The organism is Ruegeria sp. YTSC199, assembly GCF_059609725.1.
Genome location: NZ_JBXWMF010000005.1, coordinates 128,095 through 149,108 on the forward strand (window position 1 = coordinate 128,095; position 21,014 = coordinate 149,108).

At 59.1% G+C, this 21,014-nt stretch carries 21 protein-coding genes; 14 read left to right on the top strand and 7 right to left on the bottom strand.

What is annotated here, in order from left to right:
* The first annotated feature begins 31 nt into the window (after positions 1-31).
* The 5 genes from AC2FEE_RS06465 (at position 32) to AC2FEE_RS06485 (ending at position 7,496) form a co-directional block, all read left to right on the top strand.
* Positions 32-2,449, top strand: coding sequence for a GcvT family protein (locus AC2FEE_RS06465; protein ID WP_496863854.1), 2,418 nt, complete (start codon positions 32-34; stop codon positions 2,447-2,449).
* A gap of 31 nt (positions 2,450-2,480) precedes the next feature.
* Complete coding sequence (locus AC2FEE_RS06470) at positions 2,481-3,080, top strand: nucleotidyltransferase family protein (RefSeq protein ID WP_496863856.1); 600 nt, start codon at positions 2,481-2,483, stop codon at positions 3,078-3,080.
* A gap of 753 nt (positions 3,081-3,833) precedes the next feature.
* Positions 3,834-5,270: a Do family serine endopeptidase gene (locus AC2FEE_RS06475; RefSeq protein ID WP_496863857.1), complete on the top strand. Its 1,437-nt coding sequence runs from the start codon at positions 3,834-3,836 to the stop codon at positions 5,268-5,270.
* A 182-nt stretch (positions 5,271-5,452) separates the two neighbouring features.
* Positions 5,453-6,133, top strand: coding sequence for a response regulator transcription factor (locus AC2FEE_RS06480; RefSeq protein WP_496863858.1), 681 nt, complete (start codon positions 5,453-5,455; stop codon positions 6,131-6,133).
* A 49-nt stretch (positions 6,134-6,182) separates the two neighbouring features.
* Positions 6,183-7,496, top strand: a complete 1,314-nt coding sequence (locus tag AC2FEE_RS06485; RefSeq protein WP_496863860.1) for a sensor histidine kinase — start codon at positions 6,183-6,185, stop codon at positions 7,494-7,496.
* Here AC2FEE_RS06485 and AC2FEE_RS06490 read toward each other — a convergent pair.
* The 4 genes from AC2FEE_RS06490 to AC2FEE_RS06505 are packed head-to-tail and all read right to left on the bottom strand — an operon-like array spanning position 7,493 to position 10,412.
* Positions 7,493-7,960, bottom strand: coding sequence for a CYTH domain-containing protein (locus tag AC2FEE_RS06490; RefSeq protein WP_496863861.1), 468 nt, complete (start codon positions 7,958-7,960; stop codon positions 7,493-7,495). The two genes, AC2FEE_RS06485 and AC2FEE_RS06490, sit on opposite strands and share 4 nt — an antisense overlap.
* Positions 7,957-8,712 (bottom strand): ParA family protein, encoded by a 756-nt coding sequence (locus AC2FEE_RS06495; RefSeq protein WP_496863862.1) that lies wholly within the window; start codon positions 8,710-8,712, stop codon positions 7,957-7,959. The genes AC2FEE_RS06490 and AC2FEE_RS06495 overlap by 4 nt, the downstream gene beginning before the upstream one ends.
* 3 nt (positions 8,713-8,715) lie before the next feature.
* A complete protein-coding gene (locus AC2FEE_RS06500; RefSeq protein ID WP_496863864.1) occupies positions 8,716-10,227 on the bottom strand; it encodes a CHAD domain-containing protein in 1,512 nt (503 codons plus the stop codon).
* A complete protein-coding gene (locus AC2FEE_RS06505; RefSeq protein WP_496863865.1) occupies positions 10,227-10,412 on the bottom strand; it encodes a hypothetical protein in 186 nt (61 codons plus the stop codon). Before AC2FEE_RS06505 ends, AC2FEE_RS06500 begins: the two co-directional genes overlap by 1 nt.
* 119 nt (positions 10,413-10,531) lie before the next feature.
* On the opposite strand from AC2FEE_RS06505, the gene AC2FEE_RS06510 reads away from it, so the two are divergent.
* On the top strand, positions 10,532-10,879 hold the full coding sequence (locus AC2FEE_RS06510) for a TfoX/Sxy family protein (protein ID WP_496863866.1): 348 nt from the start codon (positions 10,532-10,534) through the stop codon (positions 10,877-10,879).
* Positions 10,880-10,932: 53 nt separating this feature from the next.
* Here AC2FEE_RS06510 and ndk read toward each other — a convergent pair whose 3' ends face one another.
* Together ndk and AC2FEE_RS06520 are read right to left on the bottom strand one after the other, a co-directional pair.
* The gene (gene ndk, locus AC2FEE_RS06515; RefSeq protein WP_008757405.1) at positions 10,933-11,355 is read right to left on the bottom strand and encodes a nucleoside-diphosphate kinase; all 423 of its coding nucleotides are present in this window, start codon (positions 11,353-11,355) and stop codon (positions 10,933-10,935) included.
* 102 nt (positions 11,356-11,457) lie between these two features.
* Positions 11,458-12,660: a multidrug effflux MFS transporter gene (locus AC2FEE_RS06520; protein WP_496863867.1), complete on the bottom strand. Its 1,203-nt coding sequence runs from the start codon at positions 12,658-12,660 to the stop codon at positions 11,458-11,460.
* Positions 12,661-12,905: 245 nt separating this feature from the next.
* Between AC2FEE_RS06520 and AC2FEE_RS06525 the strand changes: the two genes are divergently transcribed.
* From AC2FEE_RS06525 to AC2FEE_RS06560, 8 genes are all read left to right on the top strand, one after another.
* Positions 12,906-13,181 (top strand): hypothetical protein, encoded by a 276-nt coding sequence (locus AC2FEE_RS06525; protein ID WP_496863869.1) that lies wholly within the window; start codon positions 12,906-12,908, stop codon positions 13,179-13,181.
* Positions 13,182-13,240: 59 nt separating this feature from the next.
* Positions 13,241-15,094 (top strand): ABC-F family ATP-binding cassette domain-containing protein, encoded by a 1,854-nt coding sequence (locus AC2FEE_RS06530; protein ID WP_496863871.1) that lies wholly within the window; start codon positions 13,241-13,243, stop codon positions 15,092-15,094.
* The gene (locus AC2FEE_RS06535; RefSeq protein WP_496863873.1) at positions 15,091-15,714 is read left to right on the top strand and encodes a MarC family protein; all 624 of its coding nucleotides are present in this window, start codon (positions 15,091-15,093) and stop codon (positions 15,712-15,714) included. Before AC2FEE_RS06530 ends, AC2FEE_RS06535 begins: the two co-directional genes overlap by 4 nt.
* A gap of 41 nt (positions 15,715-15,755) precedes the next feature.
* The gene (locus AC2FEE_RS06540; RefSeq protein ID WP_496863875.1) at positions 15,756-16,337 is read left to right on the top strand and encodes a retropepsin-like aspartic protease family protein; all 582 of its coding nucleotides are present in this window, start codon (positions 15,756-15,758) and stop codon (positions 16,335-16,337) included.
* 59 nt (positions 16,338-16,396) lie between these two features.
* Entirely contained in the window at positions 16,397-17,017 is a 621-nt protein-coding gene (locus AC2FEE_RS06545) for an ImuA family protein (protein WP_496863877.1), read from the top strand.
* A gap of 64 nt (positions 17,018-17,081) precedes the next feature.
* Entirely contained in the window at positions 17,082-18,296 is a 1,215-nt protein-coding gene (locus AC2FEE_RS06550) for an MFS transporter (RefSeq protein ID WP_496863879.1), read from the top strand.
* On the top strand, positions 18,293-18,889 hold the full coding sequence (locus AC2FEE_RS06555) for a YceI family protein (RefSeq protein WP_496863881.1): 597 nt from the start codon (positions 18,293-18,295) through the stop codon (positions 18,887-18,889). Before AC2FEE_RS06550 ends, AC2FEE_RS06555 begins: the two co-directional genes overlap by 4 nt.
* 70 nt (positions 18,890-18,959) lie before the next feature.
* Positions 18,960-20,180, top strand: coding sequence for an MFS transporter (locus AC2FEE_RS06560; RefSeq protein ID WP_496863882.1), 1,221 nt, complete (start codon positions 18,960-18,962; stop codon positions 20,178-20,180).
* Positions 20,181-20,191: 11 nt separating this feature from the next.
* Here the strand turns inward: AC2FEE_RS06560 and AC2FEE_RS06565 are convergent, their stop codons facing one another.
* Positions 20,192-20,809 carry a hypothetical protein gene (locus AC2FEE_RS06565; protein ID WP_496863883.1) on the bottom strand — a complete coding sequence of 206 codons (618 nt, stop codon included), beginning with the start codon at positions 20,807-20,809 and terminating at the stop codon, positions 20,192-20,194.
* Positions 20,810-21,014 lie beyond the last annotated feature (205 nt).

The window sequence follows — 21,014 nt, forward strand, 5'->3', positions numbered from 1 at the left end:
TCTTTGACCAAAATGAATGGGAGGCCGACAAATGAAGACCACAACTCAGGTAGCCGTCATCGGGGGCGGTGTTGTCGGGTGTTCGGTGCTCTACCACCTGACCAAGCTGGGTTGGTCGGATGTCATGCTGCTGGAGCGGTCGGAACTGACCAGCGGGTCAACGTGGCACGCTGCCGGAGGGTTCCACACTCTGAACGGCGACACCAACATGGCCGCGCTGCAGGGTTATACGATCCGCCTTTATAAAGAACTGGAAGAGATCACCGGCATGTCCTGCGGCCTGCATCACGTGGGCGGCGTGACCCTGGCCGACAATCAGGACCGGTTCGACATGTTGCTGGCCGAGCGCGCCAAGCACCGGTTCATGGGGCTTGAGACTGAGATTGTCGGGCCTGAGGATATCAGGAAGATCGCTCCGATCACCAATACCGACGGGATCATCGGCGCGCTATACGATCCGCTGGACGGGCATCTTGATCCGTCGGGCACCACCCATGCTTATGCCAAAGCGGCCCGGATGGGCGGTGCAACGATCGAAACGCATTGCATGGTGCGCGAAACCAACCAACGCCCCGATGGCACCTGGGACGTGGTCACCGACAAGGGCACCATTCACGCGGAACATGTGGTCAACGCGGGCGGCCTTTGGGCGCGTGAGGTGGGCGCAATGGCAGGCGTTTACTTCCCATTGCACCCGATGGAACATCAGTATCTAGTGACGGACTCGATCCCTCAGATCGAAGCGATCATCGATGCGGGGGGCGAGCACCCGCATGTGATGGACCCTGCCGGGGAAAGCTATCTGCGGCAGGAAGGGCGCGGACTGTGCATCGGGTTCTATGAACAGCCCTGCAAACCGTGGGCGGTTGACGGAACCCCGTGGGAGTTTGGTCACGAGCTGCTGCCCGACGATTACGATAAGATCACGGACAGTATCGAATTCGCCTATAAACGCTTCCCCGTTCTGGCTGAAGCTGGCGTGAAATCGGTGATCCACGGGCCGTTTACTTTTGCGCCGGACGGGAACCCCTTGGTCGGGCCGGTGCCGGGGATGCGCAACTACTGGTCGGCCTGCGGTGTGATGGCCGGGTTCAGCCAGGGTGGCGGTGTTGGCCTGACACTAGCGCAGTGGATGATCGAGGGCGAACCCGAACGCGACGTCTTTGCCATGGATGTGGCCCGGTTCGGCGACTGGATAAGCCCGGGCTACACCCGTCCAAAGGTGATCGAGAACTATCAGAAACGTTTCAGCGTCGCCTACCCCAACGAAGAGCTACCTGCCGCGCGTCCCAACCGCACAACCCCGATGTACGACATCTTCAGCGATCTGGGCGCGGTCTGGGGTCAGCAATATGGGCTTGAGGTGCCGAACTACTTCGCGCAGGACGGCGAACCCGGATACGAGACACCGTCATTCCGCCGATCGGATGCGTTCGACGCAACGGGCCGCGAGGTGCGCGCGGTGCGCAATGGCGTCGGAATCAACGAGGTCCACAATTTCGGCAAGTACCGCATCACCGGCCTCGCAGCCCGCGCCTGGCTCGATAGGCTCATGGCCGGGCGCGTCCCGCAGCCCGGGCGAGTGTCTTTGACACCTATGCTATCCCCCAAGGGTAGGTTGATCGGAGATTTCACCGTCTCCTGCCTGAGTGAGACCGAGTTCCGACTGACCGCCTCATACGGCGCACAAGACTTTCACATGCGCTGGTTCCTGCAACATCAACAAGACGGTGTGACCATCGAAAACGCCAGTGATCGCCTGAACGGATTTCAGATCGCCGGACCACAGGCTACTGACGTGCTGGCCGCATCTACCCGCGACGATACCTCGGACCTGCGTTTCCTTGACGTGCGGCGTATGACGGTTGGCATGACCGACTGTATCGTGCAGCGCGTCAGCTATACCGGCGACCTGGGATATGAGATTTACTGCGATCCTATGGCGCAAAGGCAGCTCTGGTGGACGCTGTGGCAAGCCGGGCAACCGCACGGCATGGTGCCCTTTGGCATGCGTGCGATGATGAGCCTGCGTCTGGACAAGTTTTTTGGCTCGTGGATGCGGGAATTCTCGCCCGATTACACCGCCTCCGAAACGGGGCTGGATCGGTTTATTGCGTATTCTAAAACCGCCGATTTCATCGGCCGGGCCGCTGCCGAACAGGAACGGACCCAACCAACGGCACGCAAACTGGTGGCTTTCGAAGTCGAAGCGGACGACGCCGATGTGAACGCGTATGAGCCGATCTGGCTGGGCGGCAAAGTTGTGGGATTCTGCACATCGGGCGGGTATTCGCACCATGCCGAAAAATCGATTGCGCTCGGGTTCCTGCCTACAGATCGGGCAACGGACGGTTTGGAGGTTGAAATCGAAATCCTCGGCCAATTGCGTAAAGCCAAGGTGATCTCTGAACCTCTGTTCGATGCGGACAGGGCGCGTATGCGGGGATGACACCGCTAGGATACAGCGGCATGGTGGCGGCATGACGGATATACCCATCCTCTTGCTGGCCGCAGGTCAATCCAGCCGCATGGGCGGCAAGGACAAACTGCTACAGAACGTGGACGGCCAGCCTTTGTTGCGCCGCGTGGCAACGGTTGCCTGTCGCGCGGCACCGGTGATCGTCGCTTTGCCTCCAGCGCCGCATCCGCGGCATGACGTGTTGGACGGGTTGGACCTACGCCGGATCGACATCCGGGATTCCCACGAAGGCATGAACGCCAGCCTGCGTGGAGCCCTCGCGCATGTATCAGCCGATGCGCGCGCTGCGATGGTTTTGCTGGCGGACTTGCCCGACATCACAACCGAGGATCTGACAGCCGTTCTCGGTTCGGTTCAATCCCACCCGGGTAAACTGATCTGGCGTGGCGCGGCAACTAGCGGCAAACCGGGCCACCCGGTCGTGTTCGATCGCAGCCTGTTTGCTGATCTCAATCGTCTGACGGGCGACGAAGGCGCAAAGTCCGTCATCCGCGCCAATGCCGACAAAGTGCATCTGCACACCCTACCCGGTCAAAACGCCCTGCTGGATCTGGACACACCAGAAGATTGGGCAGAGTGGCGCGCAAAACGCAGCACCTGAAAGTAACACGGCCCGGTCGATGTCGACCGGGCCGGTACCCAAAACAGGACTACCACTTTTCATCAATCCCGGAAACGCGGCCAACAATGCCTAATGACATCCTGGCTATTCCGCCGCCGAACCTAAACAAGACCCCCTCGTTAACATGCCGCTCAGCGTTTCCAGTGACTGTGACAAGCCTGAGGCACCCCCTAGTGCCACTGGCTCCCCCTCGCTTGGGCACCTTCATCGTCACCGATCCGATGCGATCAAACAACGTAAAATTGGAGAGAACGGTTATTTTTGCATCCCTGAGGATGGTTTTTGCGCAACATTCCCCGGGTAAAGATCAACTTAAAGGTGAGTATGTGTTTTGACTGACGTCACATCATTTCCGATTAAGCGCAAACCTATTGGGAAATATGACGCATTTGCTATAAAATGTTTTCAAAAATCTGGTCCAAGATTAGACATTGTCACAACCCAGAGGGGAGGGTCAAATATCGAAAATAATTTGCCGCTGCTTTGTTAACAAAATTGATTCAATTCAACTCTTTTCGCATCCAAGAGCCCAAACCGGCAACAATCCACCGATTCGTGCTCGTTGATTCGCACAAATCCTCCGATTCCTGCCTTTGGTCTGGCGGCATAGAACCGTCCGTTTGTGGCAAAATTAAGATTTCTTAACATTTCGCTCAGGAAACACACAGACTGAACGCGCATCTCCTGTTCCAACGCGCGGTCGCAACCGCGTGATGTAAACAGGAGACAAAAATGAGCATCCGCAAATCCTCTCTTCTTTTGCCCGGGACAGCCAGTTGGATTGGCGCCAGCGCGCTGAGCGCCGCATTGCTGACAACCACCGCCCTACCCTCGATGGCCGACGAAGCGCTGGCCGATCTGGTCGAAAACGTTTCGCCTTCGGTTGTCACCATCATCGCGGAACAAGGCGCAACGCCCGTTCCGGCGCAGGGGCAAGAGTTTGACTTTGACCAGCATCCATTTGGGGAATTCTTCAAACGCTTTGGCGCACCCGAAGGATTCAACTCTCCGCAGCGCGGGCCGGCGCAGGGGTTAGGCTCTGGATTTGTCCTGGATGAGGCCGGGTACATCGTCACCAATCACCATGTCGTCGACAATGCCAAGTCCGTGACGGTGCGCATGTCCGATGACCGCTCCTATGAAGCCGAAGTCATCGGCACTGACCCGCTGACCGATATCGCCGTTCTGAAGATCGACGCGGAAGAGGCGCTGCAGGCCGTGCAACTGGGCGACAGCGACGTTATCCGTGTGGGCGAGGACGTTGTGGCCATCGGCAACCCGTTCGGGCTGCATTCGACGGTCACCACCGGGATCGTGTCGGCCAAGGGCCGCAATATCTCGGCTGGGCCTTACGCGGAATTCATTCAGACCGATGCGGCCATCAATAAAGGCAACTCGGGCGGTCCGCTGTTCAATATGGAAGGCGAAGTGGTTGGCGTGAACTCGGCCATCTACTCACCCACCGGTGGGTCCGTAGGCCTGGGCTTTGCAGTGACTTCGAACATCGTGGAACACATCGCCGCCGACCTGCGCGATGACGGTCAGGTCAGCCGCGGTTGGCTGGGTGTATCGATCCAGAATGTCAGTCCCGAGATCGCCGCAGCCATGGGCATCGATGCCTCGCACGGCGCGCTTGTCGCAGACGTAGTTGATGGCAGCCCGGCGGACGGCGTGTTGAAGCAGGGTGATGTCATCCTGACCTTCAATGACGAGGCCGTCGACTCCAGTAGCGACCTGCCGATCCTTGTCGGCACCACCAAGGTGGGCACTGACAGCGTTCTGACCGTTCTGCGCGATGGCACGGAACAGCAGATCGATCTGACCATCGGTCAGCATCAAAGCGCCTCGGCCGAGTTCGACAAATCGGTGGACGAAACTGTCTCGGGCACCGCATTGGGCGTCACCGTGGCCCCGCTGACCGACACGAACCGTGCCGAGATGGGTGTGAGCGAAAATATCGACGGCGTGATCGTCACCGACCTCAAGCCCGACAGCCCGGCGGCCAAGGCTGGTCTGCAGCGCGGCGATGTGATCGTGAAGCTGGGAAGTCAGGAAACTGCAACTCCGGACGCGTTGAAAGCCGCACTGGACAGCGAAAAGACCGATCCCGCGCTTGTGCTGATCAATCGCGGCGGAAACCAGATCTTCGTGGCGGTGGAAATCGCCTGATCTGACACCAGCGCGCGCCACGTGATGGGGAAATCTGGCGGGCGCCTCCCTGGCGGGTTTGAATTGTCCGCAAACCGCCGGGACTGCCGGGTGCGCATCTCCGCACCCGGCAGATTACTTAGCAAAACCATGTGCTTTGCCTGAGATTTGTGTTTAACTCCCGAGAGAAAGGAACTCGCATCATGAGCCGCCGCCTGCTGATCGTCGAAGATGATGAAGACACCCGGGAGTTCATCGCCAAGGGATTTGGCGAGGAAGGTTATGTTGTCGAGGCGGCCGAGGACGGCCGCGAGGGTCTGTACCATGCCACCGACGGCGGATTTGACGCTGTGGTTCTGGACCGAATGTTGCCGGGGCTGGACGGGCTGTCCCTGATCAAATCGATGCGCGCGGCGGGTGTGAAAACGCCAGTTCTGATGCTGACCGCGATGAGCGCGGTGGATGAACGCGTCAAAGGGCTGCGTGCCGGGGCCGATGACTATCTGGTCAAACCGTTTTCATTTCAGGAGTTGCACGCCCGGATCGAGGCCCTGTTGCGCCGCCCGCAGGAGGCCGAGGAAAGCCCCACCCTGACCTGCCGTGACCTCGAGATGGACCTTTTGACCCGCAAGGTCACCCGCAACGGGCGCGAGATCACGCTAACCCCGCGCGAGTTCCAGATCCTCGAATTCTTCCTGCGCCGAAAGAACCGAGTGGTGTCACGCACCATGCTCCTGGAAGGCGTTTGGGATTACCACTTCGACCCGAATACCAATGTGGTCGACGTCCATATCTCAAAGCTGCGGCGTCAGTTGGACGAAGGCGGTGAGGCACCGCTGATCGAAACCGTCCGGGGCGCGGGCTACATGATTTCTGATGGATAACCTACGGCTTTCCTTCAACAATTCACGAACGCGCCTCGTCCTCGCCAGCATGATTCTCAGCACCTTGCTGACGGCCACCGTGCTGGCATTGGTCTATGTCACCGCCAACCGCAGTATCGAGGGCGAGACCCGCTCGGTCGTGTCGGCGGAACTGACGGGGCTGGCGGACGAGTATGAGCGCCGCGGCCTGATCGGGCTGCTGACTGCGATTGAGCGGCGCATTCCCACCGCGTCGGAACGGGATGCCTTGTATCTGCTGACGGATCGGTTCGGTGCCAAACTGGCGGGCAACCTCAAACAATGGCCCGAAGGGATCACAGCGGGCAGCGGCTGGGTCGATCTTGAACTGCGCCGCGCTGACAATGACCAACTGGTGCCCATCTCGGCCGCCTCAGTCCGCCTGCCCGGCGGTGAACGGCTGTTGGTCGGACGCGACGCGTTGGCAAGGCAGCAATTTGACCGGGTGCTGTTGCGTTCGGTTGGCATCGCTTTGGCGATTGCGCTGGCGCTGAGCGTGCTGACCGGCTGGCTGTTCACGCGCTTGGTCTTTTCCCGCTTGTCCGATATCGCCAGCACCGCCGAGAACATCGTCTCGGGTGATCTGTCGCGCCGAATGCCTCTGCGTGGGACCGGCGATGAGTTCGATCAGGTGGCCGGTACGCTCAACACCATGCTGGACCGGATCGAGGAACTGGTCAGCAATTTGCGCACCACGTCGAATTCCATCGCGCATGACCTGCGCTCGCCCCTGTCACGGCTCAAACAACGGGTTGAGGCGCTGTCAGACCCAGGCAAAACGGATCAGGAGCGTGAAATAGATGTTGCGCGGGCCTGCACCGAGATCGACCACGTGTTGCACGTGCTGGGGCAATTGACCGAAATTTCACGCGCCGAGGCCGGTGTTGGGCGGGAACAGTTCGAACCGGTGGACCTGCAGCAATTAGTGGCGGATGTGGCTGAGCTATACGACCCTGTCGCCGACGATCAGAGTATCCGGCTAGAGGTCACGGGCAGCGCTGGTTCCATTCCTGGGCACCGGCCCCTGTTGTCTCAGGCCCTGTCGAACCTGCTGGAAAACGCGCTGCGCTATGCCCCGCAGGACACAACGGTCACGATCAACCTGTCCGAAGACGGCCCCTATACCAGCCTCAGCGTCCGCGACCGTGGGCCCGGCGTACCACAAGAGGACCTGCCACGCCTGCAAATGCCGTTTGTCACGCTCGACCCGGCCCGGACTGAGCGCAATGCCGGGTTGGGGCTGGCCCTTGTTGCCGCAATATCCCGAATGCATGGCGGCGAATTCGAGGCGCATAATTGCAATCCGGGACTTGAAGTGGTGATCAAGCTGGCACGCAAACCTTAGGCAGGAATACCTTTAGTAGCCATCGTCTTGTTTTTATAGCGTTTATCCGCCGTCACGTCGGCGCCAAACCATTCCGGTGGAGTATAGGCTTCGGCCTCGGCTTGGGTCTGAAACTCAACCTCGACCAATCGCAACGGCGCCAGGTCACCCAGAAAAACATCCAGTTCAAACACCCGACCATCCGGCAACTGCCCTGTGTGGCGCTCCTTTTCCACCCGGCGCCCGTCTGTCTCAGGCCAAAAAGTTTCAAACTGCTCGGCCGAGATTTCAGCTTCACGCTCGACCCGCACCATAGCGCCGCCGCCTTTCAGCGTCAGGAAGTACCTATCGTTTTTCTGACGCAGACGGAGTTCCGTGGAGTCGTCAGGTGCCGTCAGATAGCCCTGACGCACGACGGCCTTTTCCGCGCCGCTTAGATCCGGCAGGACCGCAACCAGAAACTTGCGTTCAATCTCGGTGCTCATTTGGTTGAAACCACTCCGTTTTCCAGTTCGTCAAATAGCGCTTGGTAAGCGGCACTTGCGGCGCTGCGACCGGCATAGATGCTGACCGGGGCGCGGTTCTGACCCATACGCTCGATATCCGCGGCAAAGGGAATCTCGGATTGCAGGAACCGCTTTTTGTACGCCTTGCGCATCTTCTCCATTGTTTCCAGATGCAGGGTTTTGCGCCGCTGCACCATTGAGAAAAACGCCTTAAGCTTTTTCTTGGATAACTTGTGATCGTTGAAGAAACTCACCAATTGCTCGAGCGTTCGTTCCGACAAGGTCGTCGGAATAACCGGCACAAGAATCTGGTCAGCAGCCTTGAAGATGTTCTCGGACAAGGTTGAGAAGTTCGGCGGACAATCCAGAATAATCACGTCATAATCACTGCCGGCAGTTGCCAACGCCTTTTTCAACCGTGACCGCTTGTTCCGCATCCGCGAGAGGAACACGTCGAAATCACGAAACGTCAGGTTGGCGGGCAATACGTCCAGCCCGTCAAAATCACTGGCCCGGATCGATTTAGTGAACCGCGCGACATCTTCGAAGAACCGCGCATCCGTTAGCTTTTTCGACGGTTTCACCCGGAAATAAAACCCCGACGCCCCCTGCGGATCGAGATCACACAGCAGCACGGTGTACCCCGCTTGCGCATAGGCATAGGCCAAGTTCACCGAGGTCGCGGTCTTCCCCACTCCGCCCTTGTTGCTGTAGCAGGCAATGATCTTCACTCCTCAATCCTCCTTGTGGTGAAACAGGGTTCGGAACAGGTTCTGGATGTCCGGACTGTCGAAATGCTGGAAATTGGCGATCACACGGTCGCGTTCTGCTTTTTGACGTTGATTAAGCACAGCGATCAGCCCGCCGACGGACATCGCAAGTTGCGCGTTTGCCCGGCCTTGCGCATTGCTTTGGGTCGCAACGAACTCCAGCAGCGCCTCTTGTTGCACCGAGTAGTCGTTAAACAGACCCAAGTTATCCTGCAACTTTTTCAACGGCTTGATGAGCGTTTTGAAATCACTCTTGTCGAACAACGGGCCGAAGAATTCCATCAGGTATCGCAGCTTCTTGCAGTCGATCCGCAGATCATGAACGGCCTCATCCGGCGTTTCCGGAGTGATGCCGCGGGCCAGCTTGCACACCCTGCGATACCGTTTCCAAATCAACGCGCAGGCATAGTTATAGGCTCCACGATCCGCACTTGGACCGGGCTCCAACCCTTTTGTATCAGCGAACAACGCCGCTAACTCATCCATCTTCTTGTCATAGGCCGCACTGCGAAAACGCCGGGTCAGCGCAGCTAGCGCCCGGGCCCGCTCCTTGGCGAATTGGGCAAACATGATCTCAGCGCCTTGATGAAGGCTCGGCGGTATCAAGTTGAAATAAATGTCTTTTTCAAGAAGATAGACATCTAGGTCCCGCACCCGCCCGGTAGGGACCATCAGATCTGAGAACTCGCGTTTCAGCTCTTCGGTCTGTTCCGGGGAAAACACGCCTTTGAACAGGCTCAGCACCGACCGTACCCTGCGCAGTGAGACGCGGTAGTCGTGCAGAAACTCAGTATCGATATCGGCGATCACGCCTGCCTCGTTCCGGCGCGCGACGGACAGATAGGTCTGAATGATATCCCTCGCCACTTCGATCGAGGGCTCTTGAGTACCCAAAATGATATCAGGCTTGGCGTCATAGGGGGTGGTGTCGGGAAACAAGTTAGAAAACACCGTGTCAAATCCAGAGGTCGCCATGTTGCTCAGCGCAGTACAGACGGCGTGAAAGGCGCGATCATAGCCGCGCATGGGCTGAACGTTCAGAAGGGTTGCGTGCCCTTCATCGGTGGATAATTTCAGAACGGTGCCTCGAACCTGTGTCTTTTGCAGATCATCCAGAACCGCAAAAGTGCCGGTTTCAATCAGACCCGAACCGACGTTCATCAACGCGCGCAGTTTGGGGAACCCCTTCAGCGCTGCTTTTACTGGGCCGTCCGGAAGCTCCTGTACGAATTTCCCCTCGCCTATATTGGCTTGAACCAGAATTTCGCCGTCGGCCCGAAGCAACTGCAACGAACCTTTGGCCTCGATTAGCAACCGCCCTTCTGCCCGCAGCGACTGATCGTGACAGTCCAAGAGGTCAAACGGTCGCGCGGCGGCCAGAGCCTCGAACTTGGGAGTCAGGCCTTTGAGTGCATCAGAAAACCCCACAAGATCGAACTTGCCCGGAACGATGAAAAACCTGCTTTTCTGCCCCATCACGAATGACCCTTTTTCGGCGTATCAAGATAGCCATTCACCAGTGTCTCGATTGTCTTCTGGACGTTGGTTCCCTCTTCGGTTGCCCGGATCTTGAGGGTATTCAGCGTTTTGCCATCCAGCCGCAACGAGGTGTTCTTTTTGCCTTTGTCGGGCTTGCCTTCGGTTTCCTTGTTCTTTGACATGGTCAACCTCATGGCAGCATGACGTCATGAAATCGCACGTCATCCCATCTGGCAAGTCCGATGTTGCGCTAACACGGCGTAAGGTCGACATCACTGCACCACAGGGCTAGAAGTTGGGCATGTCCGATCCCGTCTCCTCGATCCGTAACCTTGGCCCCGCTTTCGAACAGGCGTGTGCCCGCGCCGGAATCCACTCGGCGCAGCAACTGCGTGAGTTGGGCCCGGATGAGGCCTATGCCCGCTTGGTGCGCGCCGGAACCCGGCCGCATTTCATCGGCTATTATGTTCTGGTGATGGGGTTGCAAGGACGTCCATGGAATGATTGCAAGGGCGATGAGAAAAAGGCCCTGCGTCAGAGGTTTGACGCGATCAAGACCAGTGTCAGCGCCGCACCCGAAACCAAGATGATCTCGGACCTGGATGCGGTCGGCGTTCGGGTGTCAGTAGACGACCTAAAGTCTTTATAAAAAAGGCCGCACCCATTGCCGGGGGCGGCCTTAAATTCGGATCTGACGGCAGATTAGCCGACCAGTTCGATGCCCGAGAAGAAGTAGGCAATCTCAACAGCTGCGGTTTCCGGAGCATCCGAACCGTGGACCGAGTTTTCGCCAACCGATTCAGCGAACTCCGCGCGGATGGTGCCGGGGGCTGCGTCTGCAGGGTTGGTTGCACCCATGACTTCGCGGTTCTTGGCAATGGCGCCTTCGCCTTCCAGAACCTGAACAACGACCGGAGCCGACGACATGAATTCGCACAGCTCGTCATAGAACGGACGTTCGGCATGTACGTCATAGAACTTGCCGGCTTGAGCTTTGGTCATGTGGATACGCTTTTGCGCAACAATGCGCAGACCAGCCTCTTCGAACTTGGCATTGATCTTGCCGGTCAGGTTGCGGCGGGTTGCGTCGGGTTTGATGATCGAGAATGTGCGTTCCAGTGCCATGTCGGCCTCTCCTTAACAAAAGGCGCGGTGTCGCGCCGAAATCCATCGCGCGCCGCCTAGCATGGTCTGTCTCATATGAAAAGCACTATGATGCGCTGTCGCTCAGATCGTTTCGGGCAGTGGGTCATGGCGATCGACCCAGCGGACATACAACACCGCCAGAAGCCCGGCGAAACTGCACGCCCACATCATGCCCAGAACCAGGAACGGACCGTTTTCAGGGCTCACCCAAATACCGGTGAGCGAGGTCAGAACGGCCCCCAGCGCCACGATCATTGCGCCGGACAGGCCAGCGGCACTGCCCGCCAGTTTGGGGCGGACGGACATCACCCCAGCAGATGCATTGGCATTGGTCAGGCCATTGCCAAAGCCAACGAAGATCGCCGAACCGAAAAACACCCAGACCGAGCCCAGATCAGCAAGGAACAGAAGCAGACCACCCAGCGGCCCTGTCGATGCAATAATGCGCCCAATCAGAATCATAGTAGTCAGCCGCGTACGCGCGGCGATCCGTCCGGTGATAAAGTTTCCGACCATGAAGCCGCCCGTTATGATGCCAATCCCCAGACCCAGCATCGCAGGGCTCAGATCGAACCACGCGGCTGCGACCAAGGGCGCTCCGGTGATGAAGCTAAAGAACCCTCCGATCGAAAAGGCCGCGCACAGGGCATATCCCCAGAACCGGCGCGCGCGGAACAGATGCGGGTATTCCCTCAGTTGCGCGGCCATGGTCGAGGACTGGTTGAAATTGGTCTCTCCCATATCGACCCAAAGCAACAGAAGCATCCCGGTCCCCAGTACGGAATACAGAACAAAGCCAGCGCGCCAGCCAAACAGACTGTCGAGCGCACCGCCCAGCATCGGCCCCAGCATCGGGGCCAACGCCATCGCCATGGCCACATAGCCCAGTTTGCTGGCAGCTTCGTTTGGTGAGTACATGTCACGGATGGCGGCGCTGGACAGAACGGGCCCGGCTACCACGGCGGCCTGGAGCAGTCGGAAACTCAGAAAAACCCAGATGTCCTCGGCCAGCACGCAGCCGAACGACGCGGCGACGAAGACTACCATACAGATCAGCAGAACAGGTCTGCGGCCAAACCGGTCGGACAACGGCCCCATGATCAGTTGCAGCACGGCAGACACAGCCAGGTACCCCGCCACGGACAGGTTCACCAACGCGTAATCGACCTGAAAGTCTTCTCCCATCCGCGCCAACGACGGCAGGAACATGTTAAGCGACAGCACTGACAACGCAGTCGCAAAAACCAGTGTTACCAGAGATGGCGGTGAGTGTGCCGCGCGCATGAAGAAATCCGGCTAGAAATGCAAATCACGGCAGAGCTAACACAAGGTCCGCGTCATGCCCATGCCAATCACTTGGCGCAAAGCCTGCATGTGTGGACCTCTCGTACAAGGTTAAACGGGCAATGCGCCAAAGGGATAGCGCGTAAGAATGACGCGGTTGAAAGAAACTGATTTTATTACCTGACTTTTTCCATCAGTTATTTTGCCGTGCGGACAGAAAGCGTTAACAAAAAAAGGCCAATCTGATGGCACCGAAACTCGCGGCTATCGCCTGCATCCTTGCCTCACCCGCCATAGCCGATCAGGCGCCCGTGCCGATGAACTACGAATTATTCGAAACAGCGGTTGCTCACACCGATCTGGAAGCGTGCCCGTTGAAACTGTCTCAGTCGGGTGTGTTTTGCCGTGCAACCTTGCACCATGACGAAGTTCACGTCTTTGCATTCAGCGAAGAAGGTGACCAGGTTTTGGTTGGTTTTGCCTCGTACCCCTTTGAAGACGTGGCCGCTGAACTAAACTGACAGGCCATCGGCGATTCACCCCATTGACAAGCGTCAGGCCGTGCCGCAGTGCTCGGCCTATGCTACGGATTGAAGACATCACCTATGCGGTCGAGGGCCGCCCCCTGTTTGACGGCGCCAGCGCCACCATTCCCGACGGCCACAAGGTTGGGCTGGTGGGGAGGAACGGCACCGGCAAGACCACTCTGTTCCGCCTGATCCGGGGCGAGCTGGCGCTGGAATCTGGCAATATCGTTTTACCAAAACGGGCGCGGATCGGGGGTGTGGCGCAAGAGGCACCCTCATCCAATGTGTCGCTGATCAACACGGTGCTGGCGGCTGATACCGAACGCAGCTCTTTGATGTCCGAGGCCGACAGCGCCGAAGATCCCGCACGGATTGCAGAGATTCAGACCCGTTTGGCGGATATCGACGCTTGGTCGGCCGAAGCCCGCGCGGCCTCGATCCTCAAGGGTCTTGGCTTCGACGATGAAGACCAACTGCGCCCCTGCTCCGATTTCTCAGGCGGCTGGCGGATGCGTGTCGCGCTGGCAGCGGTGCTGTTCTCTCAGCCCGACCTGCTGTTGCTGGACGAGCCGACCAACTATCTGGACCTCGAAGGTGCGCTATGGCTGGAGAGTTATCTGGCCAAGTATCCGCATACGGTTATCATCATCTCCCACGACCGAGGGCTGCTGAACCGTGCGGTAGGATCGATCCTGCATCTGGAAGACCGCAAGCTGACCTATTACGCCGTGCCCTATGACAAATTCGCCGAACGTCGCGCTGAACGTCTCGCGCAGGCGGAATCGGAAAACGTCAAGGCCAAAGCCCGCATAGCCCATCTGCAGAGCTTTGTTGACCGCTTTCGTTACAAGGCATCCAAGGCGGTGCAGGCACAGTCGCGACTAAAAATGATCGAACGCATCCAGCTGGTATCGACCCCGCAAGAGGCCGCCCTGCGCGCGTTTTCTTTCCCCGAACCCGAGGAACTGTCGCCGCCGATCATCCAGATCGAAGGCGGCGTGACCGGTTATGGTGAGACCGAAGTGCTGCGTCGCCTGAACCTGCGCATCGACCAAGACGACCGCATCGCCCTGCTGGGCAAAAACGGTCAGGGCAAATCGACCCTGTCCAAACTGCTGTCCGACCGCCTGCCCCTGATGGCGGGCAAGATGACCCGCAGTTCCAAGTTGCGCATCGGCTATTTCGCGCAACACCAGGTGGATGAGCTGCATGTTGACGAAACACCTTTGGATCATCTGCGCCGTCTGCGCCCGGATGAGGCGCCGGGTAAGTGGCGTTCGCGGTTGGCCGGGTTTGGGCTGAACGCGGATCAGGCGGAAACTCTGGTTGGGCGGTTGTCCGGTGGCCAGAAGGCGCGGCTGTCGCTACTGATCGCGACTATCGACGCGCCGCATATGCTGATCCTCGACGAACCAACCAACCATCTGGACATCGAAAGCCGCGAAGCGCTGGTCGAGGCGCTGACCGCCTATTCCGGCGCAGTGGTTCTGGTCAGCCATGACATGCACCTGCTGTCGCTGGTGGCGGACCGGCTGTGGCTGGTCTCGGACGGCACGGTCAAACCCTTTGACGGTGACCTCGAGGCCTATCGCGCCATGCTGCTGGCCCGCGACAAACCGGTCAAAGAGAAGCCGCAGGCCGCTAAACCCAAACGCCCCTCGCGCGAGGCGATGCTGGCCTTGCGCGCCGATCTGCGCAAATGCGAAGACCGGATCGAAAAGCTGACGGACATGCATGATAAGCTATCGGCCAAGCTGGCGGATCCGGCACTGTACGAAGACGACAGGATCAACGATCTGGAAACCTGGAACCGCAAGTTTGCCGAGGTGGTCGACGCGATGAAAAAGGCAGAATCGCTTTGGGTCGCCGCCGCTGAACGCCTTGAAAACGCCGAGAACGCCGCATGATGGATCTGGCTTTTTTTATTACCGCCTTCACCACCTTGTTCGTGGTGATCGACCCGTTTGGCACCACGCCGATCTTCGTGGCGCTGACGCAGGACATGGACGCAAAGACCCGCCGCAGGACAGCGATCCGAAGCTGCCTGACTGCTGTCTGCATTTTGATCGCTTTCGCAGCCTTCGGCGAGGCCGTTCTGGGCTTTGTCGGCATCTCTATGGCCGCCTTCCGTGTTGCCGGTGGTGCTCTGTTGTTCCTGACCGCACTGGACATGCTATTCGAACGCCGCACCAAACGCCGCGAAGACCGTGTCGAAGAGGAAGAAGAACACCCCGACCCCTCTGTGTTCCCACTGGCTATCCCGCTGATCGCCGGACCAGGTTCGATTGCAACGATCATCCTGCTGGCCGGGCAGCACCCCGGTGTTCTGGGGATTGTCGAAGCCTGCATCGTCATGCTGGCGGTGATGGCCGTGGTTCTGACATTCTTCCTGTCCGGCGGTCTGATTGCACGTATTCTGGGCAAGACCGGCCTGAACGTGCTGACCCGGTTGCTGGGCATGCTGCTGGCGGCGCTGTCGGTTCAGTTCATATTGGATGGCCTCAACGCCTTTGGTTTTGCGTCTTAAATCCCCATATACCTTAGAGTGAATTCGGTAAGGGTAACGCTATGGATGGCGACAACATTGGACGTTTGGTGTATCTGGTCGTGCTTGGCGCGGCAGTGGTGTTTTGGTTCGTCTCGCAAAACCGCCAGTCGCTGAACAAAACCATGCAGCAGGCCATGGCCTGGGTGCTCATCTTCGTCGGTGCAATCGCCGTTGTCGGCTTGTGGGAGGATATCCGTTCGACCGTTGCCCCTGCCCCGCAGATGACCGTCACCGGAGAAACCATCGAAGTTCCGCGCGCCTATGACGGCCATTATTACCTGCCCGTTGTCGTGAACGGAGAGCCGATCAACTTCCTCGTCGATACCGGTGCAAGCCAGATTGTGTTCAGCGAACAGGACGCCCGGCGTATCGGCGTTGACCCCGACCAGCTGAATTACCTTGGTCGCGCTGCGACTGCGAACGGGGAAGTGCGCACCGCACCCATCCGGCTGGACAGTCTTGAGCTGGGCCCGATCATCGACCATGGCGTTGCGGCCTGGGTCAATGAAGGCGATTTGCGTCAGTCTCTGCTGGGCATGGACTACCTGCATCGGTTCTCGAACATCCAGTTCACGGATGGCCGCATGATTCTGTCCCGGTAAGGGGTTCACGACAACATTCCCAGATTGAGAACAAAATAAGAACATGCTAGACTGGCGGCATGTCTACAAATCTTCTTGGCCGCAAGCCCGCGCATGAAGCGCCGGGGCTTGCCCTACACTCGCAAATCACCCTGCAACTGGGCCGCGTGCACGAGGCCTGCGGCCCCGCCCGGCGCAGCTTTGCCATGTGGTTGGCGGGTCAGGCACAAGGGCCGGTGCTGTGGATTTCCCCCGCGTGGGAGCCCGGCCAACTGAACCCCGATGGGATGATGCCCTTTGCCGATCCGGCACGGTTCCTGTTCGTCCGCCCCACCCGCGCCGAGGATTTGCTGTGGTGCATGGAAGAGGCGCTGCGCAGCGGAGCGATCCCGCTCATCATCGGCGACCTGCCGGGCGCGCCGGGGCTGACGCCGGTGCGGCGCATGCATCTGGCCGCTGAACAGAGTGGCGCGATGGGGCGGGCTCCGCTAGGTCTGTTGCTGACACCCGGCGACGGCGGCGCGCAAGGGGTTGAGACCCGCTGGCACATGGCGGCGAACCATCAGGGAGAGGCCCGCCGCTGGACCCTGACCCGTCGCCGCGCCCGCGCCCTGCCCCCGGTCAGCTGGCAGGCCACCCAGACCAAACCGCGCGCCGGGCTGAACCTGACCCGGATCGAGACCAAAGATGTTTTGGTGTGACACCTCACAGGGATCACAAAACATGTGACTGGCCAAAGCCCGACCCCGGCCCTAGCGTTTCCGTATGAGCCACCCGATCCATGACAGCCGCTACTCCTGGCTTCGCCTTCTGATCACACTTGGCATCGCGATGGTGGCAAATGCCGGTATGTGGGCGGTGGTCGTTGTGATGCCAGACGTTGAGGCACAGTTCAACGCCGGAAGGGCCGAAGTATCGATGCCCTACACGCTTGCCATGATCGGCTTTGCACTGGGGAACATGTGGCTGGGGCAGCTTGTGGATCGACTGGGCGTGACCAAAGCGCTGATCGGGGCCTCTGTGCTAAGCGCAGCCAGCTATCTACTGGCGACATTGGCCCCGAACATACTGATGCTCTCGGTGGCGCATCTGTTGATGGGTTTGGGCGCTTCAATCGGGTTTGGCCCTTTGATCGCGGACATTTCCCATTGGTTCATGCGGCGGCGCGGAATCGCGGTCGCTCTGGTCGCCAGCGGAAACTACCTGTCCGGAGCGATCTGGCCCACCATGCTGGCCGGAATTCTGGCCCGCGACGGCTGGCAGCAGGTCTATCTGACACTGGCTGTCGTGACGCTGGTCGTTGTCATACCTCTTTCCCTGCTGCTGCGCCGTAAGGTCCCGGACGAAGCCCACAGCACTGCGGCCGCCACTGCTCAGATTAATACGCGCAGCGTAGGAATACCGCCACGCACCCTTCAATACATCTTGGGCCTGGCCGGGATCGGCTGTTGTGTAGCCATGTCAATGCCACAGGTTCATATCGTATCCTATTGCGTCGGTCTGGGCTACGGCCCCGCCGTCGGGGCCGAGATGCTGTCGCTGATGTTGCTAGGCGGCGTTGTCAGCCGGGTCATTTCGGGGTTGGTCGCCGACAAGCTGGGCGGGATCAGGACCTTGCTGATCGGATCCACTCTGCAATGCATCGCTCTGTTCCTGTTTCTGCCCTATGACGGGATGGTCTCGCTTTATGTCATCAGCCTGCTTTTCGGGTTGGCACAGGGTGGGATTGTGCCCAGCTATGCTCTGGTCGTTCGCGAGTACATGCCCCCGCAAGAGGCCGGTGCTCGCGTGGGGTTTGTCCTCATGATGACTATCATGGGCATGGCCTTGGGTGGCTGGATGTCCGGCTGGATTTACGACGCGACCGGCAACTATCAATTGGCCTTCGTCAACGGCCTCTTGTGGAACGGTTTGAACATCGCGATCCTGCTGGTGCTGCTGAACCGCTCGCGCCCCCGCAGGCAGGAGGCCGTGGCATGACCCAACTGACCCGGCGCACACTTCTGGCCGGGCTTGCCACCCTGCCCCTGACCCGCCCGGCCCATGCGGGTCTAAGCCCCTATGTGTTAGTACCCAAGGGCACATCCGTGGACTTTACATTCGACCTGTCGGGCCTTGCCCAATCCGGTACCATGCCAATCCACTCGGCCGATATCCGGATCGACCTAAGCAACCTGACCAACAGCCGCGTCAGTGTCACCCTGAACGCCGCCGAAGCCCGTACCAAACTGCCGTTCGCCCGAAACGCGATGCTGGGTGCAAGCGTATTGGATGTCGCACGGTTCCCAACCATTCACTTCGTATCGACCCGGGTACAGTTGGGTGACGGCGGGCGGATCTCGCGCGGGGCGAAAATCACCGGCGACCTGACCCTGCGAGGCATCACGAAACCGATCGCCTTGCAGGCCGACCTCTTTCGCCCGTCTGGCAGCACCTCTGACAATTTAGACATGCTCTCCATCCGCCTGACCGGCGCGCTGAACCGTCACGATTTCGGCGCGTCCGGATACACCGACCTGGTGCAGGACACCGTTGGGCTGAACATCCAGGCCGAAATCAAAAAGGCAGGATAGCCAAAAAACGACGCCTCCGCGTCGATAAGGCGCGCGCATTGCCGGCATATTGGGTAATGCTTGGCGCATCATGCGCACGATTATTTCTTTTGCCGCCCTCTTTCTTTCAGTCATTCTGCTGCAGCTCTCCACCGGCGGCGTCGGACCGTTGGATGCTATCTCGGGCATCACACTGGATTTCACGACCGAGCAGATCGGTTTGTTGGGATCATCGCATTTCCTTGGCTTTTTCATTGGCTGCTGGTGGGCTCCACGGCTTATGGGGAACGTCGGCCACTCGCGGGCCTTTGCCGTCTGTACAGCCTTGGGGGCGATGGGGCTGATCGGGCATACTCTGACTGACAACCCCTATTTATGGGCCCTGTTGCGGATCGCCTCGGGCACATGCGTTGCGGGCAGCTACACCGTGATTGAGGCATGGCTGAACGCCAAAGTCACCAACGAAACCCGTGGGCGGGCCATGGGGACGTATCGGTTCGTCGACATGGGTGCATCGCTGGGGGCGCAGTTGATCATTGCCGTGCTGCCGCCAGCTTCGTACGTGTCCTATAACCTGTTGGCGATCCTGTGTTGCGCTTCGCTATTGCCGCTGACATTGACCCGTGCCAGCCAACCGATCACACCTGACGCCCCCCGTTTAAGACCCAAATTGGCCTGGCGCAGTTCCCCCTTGGCGGTGGCCGGCGTGATTGTGGCCGCGATCAGTTCGGCCTCGTTCCGCATGGTTGGTCCGGTTTACGGGCAAGAGGTCGGTCTGGGCGTGGATCAGATCGCGTTCTTCCTCGCCTCGTTTGTCCTTGGCGGAGCTTTGGCGCAATACCCGCTGGGATGGTTAGCGGACAAATATGACCGGCGCTGGGTGCTGATCTGGCTCTCGGCCGCTGCTGTGCTGAGTTGCGGCGTAACGATGGCGGCCAGCGGCGCGGGCACGTTGGGTGTAATGCTGGCAGCCGGGTTATTTGGCCTGACGACCTTTCCCATATTCTCGGTGTCTTCCGCACACGCAAATGACTTTGCGACCACTGAGCAGCGCGTCGAGCTGTCTGCTGCCCTGATGTTCTGGTACGCGTTGGGGGCAATCGCCTCGCCCTATGTTTCATCTACGTTAATCCAGCAATTCGGCCCAGGCGCTCTGTTTGCGTTTGTGGCCGTGGGGCATCTGGCGCTAATCGTTTTTGGCGTGGCACGGATGCGCTCACGCCCGACACCGGACGAGCGAACCAACTATGTTTATGCGCCACGCACCTCGTTCACCATCGGGAGGTTGCTGAAACGATCGCGCGAGGAATAGAGCTCCGAACGCTACTCCGGCGGCGGCGCGGACGGAATCATTTCATCGAGAAGCGAGCCTGCTTGATAGCCCAGTAGATCAACCTCCATGCGTCCCGGATCCCCGAAAGCCCAAGCGCCCACAAGACGTTGCATTTTCTCATAGCCGACGTAATCGGCCATTGCCTTGTTGCCATGCACATTTTTGGCAAACATAACCTGACCGGCCGCAACTTTCTGCGGCATCACAGGCTCCAGATACAGTTCGACGACATTGATCCCCGTTACATTGGAACCGCCTTGATGAAAGATATACATTTCGTCCCAGTCTTCCTTACTGACCGCCGCACGCGCGTCAGACACGGCTTTATGTAACGAGGCAAGCTCGGCCCGCGTCGCTTCGCGCATGTTGGCCGCCCGGATGGGACGCATGTCATTGACGGCGCTTGACACGTCTTGCCGCGTAAGGGTCCCGCGCGGGACCGCCATACTCGTAAAGGTTCGCGCAGCCTCAAGCATCTGTCGTTGCCGGGCAATCTCCTCTTTTGGCAGGTCGAGCTTCTCTATCCACGGCATCAGCGTATCGATTTCCTGCGCGATGGCCGCAAAGTCCTTTTCCCTCTTGCGCCATCGGCATTTTTCGTGGGCCATGGGGTCACGGCACCGATAATCCCCAGAAGAATGTGGGATGTGGATTTGAAGATCAGATATTTTGGCGCGTCCCTGGGAAATGACACCTGACCGTTCTCTGACAGGACCGTAACATCCCGGGCGATCGCAATAACCGGCCGAGTCTGCAATGTCAGCGCATCCTGACCACGGCGGAATATCGACAGCATCGCCATGTCAAAGCTGT

Bases quoted from the DNA above. Each gene is read 5' to 3' on its own strand.
- AC2FEE_RS06485 (WP_496863860.1), top strand. From the start codon at position 6,183: ATGATTCTCAGCACCTTGCTGACGGCCACCGTGCTGGCATTGGTCTAT.
- AC2FEE_RS06465 (WP_496863854.1), top strand. From the start codon at position 32: ATGAAGACCACAACTCAGGTAGCCGTCATCGGGGGCGGTGTTGTCGGG.
- AC2FEE_RS06480 (WP_496863858.1), top strand. From the start codon at position 5,453: ATGAGCCGCCGCCTGCTGATCGTCGAAGATGATGAAGACACCCGGGAG.
- AC2FEE_RS06540 (WP_496863875.1), top strand. From the start codon at position 15,756: ATGGATGGCGACAACATTGGACGTTTGGTGTATCTGGTCGTGCTTGGC.
- AC2FEE_RS06510 (WP_496863866.1), top strand. From the start codon at position 10,532: ATGTCCGATCCCGTCTCCTCGATCCGTAACCTTGGCCCCGCTTTCGAA.
- AC2FEE_RS06530 (WP_496863871.1), top strand. From the start codon at position 13,241: ATGCTACGGATTGAAGACATCACCTATGCGGTCGAGGGCCGCCCCCTG.
- AC2FEE_RS06550 (WP_496863879.1), top strand. From the start codon at position 17,082: ATGAGCCACCCGATCCATGACAGCCGCTACTCCTGGCTTCGCCTTCTG.
- AC2FEE_RS06490 (WP_496863861.1), bottom strand. From the start codon at position 7,960: ATGAGCACCGAGATTGAACGCAAGTTTCTGGTTGCGGTCCTGCCGGAT.
- AC2FEE_RS06500 (WP_496863864.1), bottom strand. From the start codon at position 10,227: ATGGGGCAGAAAAGCAGGTTTTTCATCGTTCCGGGCAAGTTCGATCTT.
- AC2FEE_RS06560 (WP_496863882.1), top strand. From the start codon at position 18,960: ATGCGCACGATTATTTCTTTTGCCGCCCTCTTTCTTTCAGTCATTCTG.
- AC2FEE_RS06555 (WP_496863881.1), top strand. From the start codon at position 18,293: ATGACCCAACTGACCCGGCGCACACTTCTGGCCGGGCTTGCCACCCTG.
- AC2FEE_RS06525 (WP_496863869.1), top strand. From the start codon at position 12,906: ATGGCACCGAAACTCGCGGCTATCGCCTGCATCCTTGCCTCACCCGCC.
- ndk (WP_008757405.1), bottom strand. From the start codon at position 11,355: ATGGCACTGGAACGCACATTCTCGATCATCAAACCCGACGCAACCCGC.
- AC2FEE_RS06470 (WP_496863856.1), top strand. From the start codon at position 2,481: ATGACGGATATACCCATCCTCTTGCTGGCCGCAGGTCAATCCAGCCGC.
- AC2FEE_RS06520 (WP_496863867.1), bottom strand. From the start codon at position 12,660: ATGCGCGCGGCACACTCACCGCCATCTCTGGTAACACTGGTTTTTGCG.
- AC2FEE_RS06535 (WP_496863873.1), top strand. From the start codon at position 15,091: ATGATGGATCTGGCTTTTTTTATTACCGCCTTCACCACCTTGTTCGTG.
- AC2FEE_RS06505 (WP_496863865.1), bottom strand. From the start codon at position 10,412: ATGTCAAAGAACAAGGAAACCGAAGGCAAGCCCGACAAAGGCAAAAAG.
- AC2FEE_RS06565 (WP_496863883.1), bottom strand. From the start codon at position 20,809: ATGGCCCACGAAAAATGCCGATGGCGCAAGAGGGAAAAGGACTTTGCG.
- AC2FEE_RS06545 (WP_496863877.1), top strand. From the start codon at position 16,397: ATGTCTACAAATCTTCTTGGCCGCAAGCCCGCGCATGAAGCGCCGGGG.
- AC2FEE_RS06475 (WP_496863857.1), top strand. From the start codon at position 3,834: ATGAGCATCCGCAAATCCTCTCTTCTTTTGCCCGGGACAGCCAGTTGG.